Source organism: Paenibacillus senegalensis JC66, from assembly GCF_000285515.1.
Classification (GTDB): Bacteria; Bacillota; Bacilli; order Paenibacillales; family NBRC-103111; genus Paenibacillus_L; species Paenibacillus_L senegalensis.
Window position 1 is genome coordinate 1 of the sequence record NZ_HE610971.1, and the last position, 2749, is coordinate 2749.

General features: G+C 54.4%; 1 rRNA gene. It reads left to right on the top strand.

What is annotated here, in order from left to right:
• Positions 1 to 2749: ribosomal RNA gene (locus PSHG_RS25790) — 23S ribosomal RNA — on the top strand; the annotation flags it as partial.

Below are 2749 nucleotides of genomic sequence, written 5' to 3' on the forward strand. Positions count from 1 at the left end.
GAAGGCAGACCAGGGGAACTGAAACATCTAAGTACCCTGAGGAAGAGAAAACAATAGTGATTCCGTCAGTAGCGGCGAGCGAACGCGGAGGAGCCTAAACCTGAGTCCATGCGGCTCAGGGGTTGTGGGACGTCAACGTGGCAAAAGCTGATTAGGTGAAGCGGTCTGGAAAGGCCCACCGTAGGAGGTAACAGTCCTGTAGCCGAAAATGAGCGTATGCCTAGACGGATCCCGAGTAGTGCGGGGCACGTGAAACCCCGTATGAATCTGGCAGGACCATCTGCTAAGGCTAAATACTCCCTAGCGACCGATAGCGAAGCAGTACCGTGAGGGAAAGGTGAAAAGAACCGCGGGAGCGGAGTGAAACAGAACCTGAAACCGTGCGCTTACAAGAAGTCAGAGCCCGTTAAGGGGTGATGGCGTGCCTTTTGTAGAATGAACCGGCGAGTTACGTTTACGTGCAAGGTTAAGTTGAAGAGACGGAGCCGCAGCGAAAGCGAGTCTGAATAGGGCGAATGAGTACGTAGGCGTAGACCCGAAACCGTGTGATCTACCCCTGTCCAGGGTGAAGGTGAGGTAACACTCACTGGAGGCCCGAACCCACGTATGTTGAAAAATGCGGGGATGAGGTGGGGGTAGCGGAGAAATTCCAATCGAACTCGGAGATAGCTGGTTCTCCCCGAAATAGCTTTAGGGCTAGCCTCGGGAGTCGAGCGATGGAGGTAGAGCACTGATTGGGTGCGGGGCCCGCCAAGGGTTACCAAGCTCAGTCAAACTCCGAATGCCATTTGCTTGTGCCCCGGGAGTCAGACGGTGAGTGCTAAGATCCATCGTCAAGAGGGAAACAGCCCAGACCATCGGCTAAGGTCCCAAAGTGTGTGTTAAGTGGGAAAGGATGTGGAGTTGCACAGACAACCAGGATGTTGGCTTAGAAGCAGCCACCATTGAAAGAGTGCGTAATAGCTCACTGGTCGAGTGACTCTGCGCCGAAAATGTAACGGGGCTAAACACACCACCGAAGCTGTGGCTTGTACATTTTAGGTGTATAGGGGTAGGGGAGCGTTGTATGCGGGATGAAGGTGTACCGGAAGGAGCGCTGGACTGCATACAAGTGAGAATGCCGGTATGAGTAACGAAAAGACAAGTGAGAATCTTGTCCGCCGAAAACCTAAGGGTTCCTGAGGAAGGTTCGTCCACTCAGGGTCAGTCGGGACCTAAGGCGAGGCCGAAAGGCGTAGTCGAAGGACAACAGGTTGAGATTCCTGTACCACCGTGAACCGTTATGAGCAATGGGGTGACGCAGAAGGGAAGAGTTGCAGACGGATGGAAGAGTCTGTCCAAGCAGTAAGGCTGGCATGTAGGGAAATCCGCATGTCGTAAGGCTGAGCTGTGATGGGGAGGGAACATTGCAGTACCGAAGAACTTGAACTCCAGCTGCCAAGAAAAGCCTCTAGCCAGGGAGAAGGTGCCCGTACCGAAAACCGACACAGGTAGGTAGGAAGAGAATTCTAAGGCGCGCGGAAGAACTCTCGTTAAGGAACTCGGCAAAATGACCCCGTAACTTCGGGAGAAGGGGTGCCTCGGTAGGGTGAATAGCCCGAGGGGGCCGCAGTGAAAAGGCCCAAGCGACTGTTTAGCAAAAACACAGGTCTGTGCGAAGCCGTAAGGCGAAGTATACGGGCTGACGCCTGCCCGGTGCTGGAAGGTTAAGGGGAGCGGTTAGGAGTAATCCGAAGCTGTGAACCGAAGCCCCAGTAAACGGCGGCCGTAACTATAACGGTCCTAAGGTAGCGAAATTCCTTGTCAGGTAAATTCTGACCCGCACGAATGGCGTAACGACTTGGGCGCTGTCTCAACGAGAGATCCGGTGAAATTTTAATACCTGTGAAGATGCAGGTTACCCGCGACAAGACGGAAAGACCCCATGGAGCTTTACTGCAGCTTGATATTGAACTTGGGTACGGTCTGTACAGGATAGGTGGGAGCCTACGAAGCATGAGCGCCAGCTTGTGTGGAGGCGCCGTTGGGATACCACCCTGATCGTATCTAGGTTCTAACCTGGTACCGTAATCCGGTACAGGGACCGTGTCAGGCGGGCAGTTTGACTGGGGCGGTCGCCTCCTAAAGCGTAACGGAGGCGCCCCAAGGTTCCCTCAGAATGGTTGGAAATCATTCGCAGAGTGCAAAGGCAGAAGGGAGCTTGACTGCGAGACGTACAGGTCGAGCAGGGACGAAAGTCGGGCTTAGTGATCCGGTGGTACCGAATGGAAGGGCCATCGCTCAACGGATAAAAGCTACCCTGGGGATAACAGGCTTATCTCCCCCAAGAGTCCACATCGACGGGGAGGTTTGGCACCTCGATGTCGGCTCATCGCATCCTGGGGCTGAAGTAGGTCCCAAGGGTTGGGCTGTTCGCCCATTAAAGCGGTACGCGAGCTGGGTTCAGAACGTCGTGAGACAGTTCGGTCCCTATCTGTCGCGGGCGTAGGAAATTTGAGAGGAGCTGTCCTTAGTACGAGAGGACCGGGATGGACGTACCGCTGGTGTACCAGTTGTCTCGCCAGAGGCACAGCTGGGTAGCCAAGTACGGAAGGGATAAGCGCTGAAAGCATCTAAGCGTGAAGCCCCCCTCAAGATGAGATTTCCCACATTGGTAAGACCCCTTGTAGACGACGAGGTAGATAGGTTCGAGGTGGAAGTGCAGCAATGCATGCAGCTGACGAATACTAATCGGTCGAGGGCTTAACCC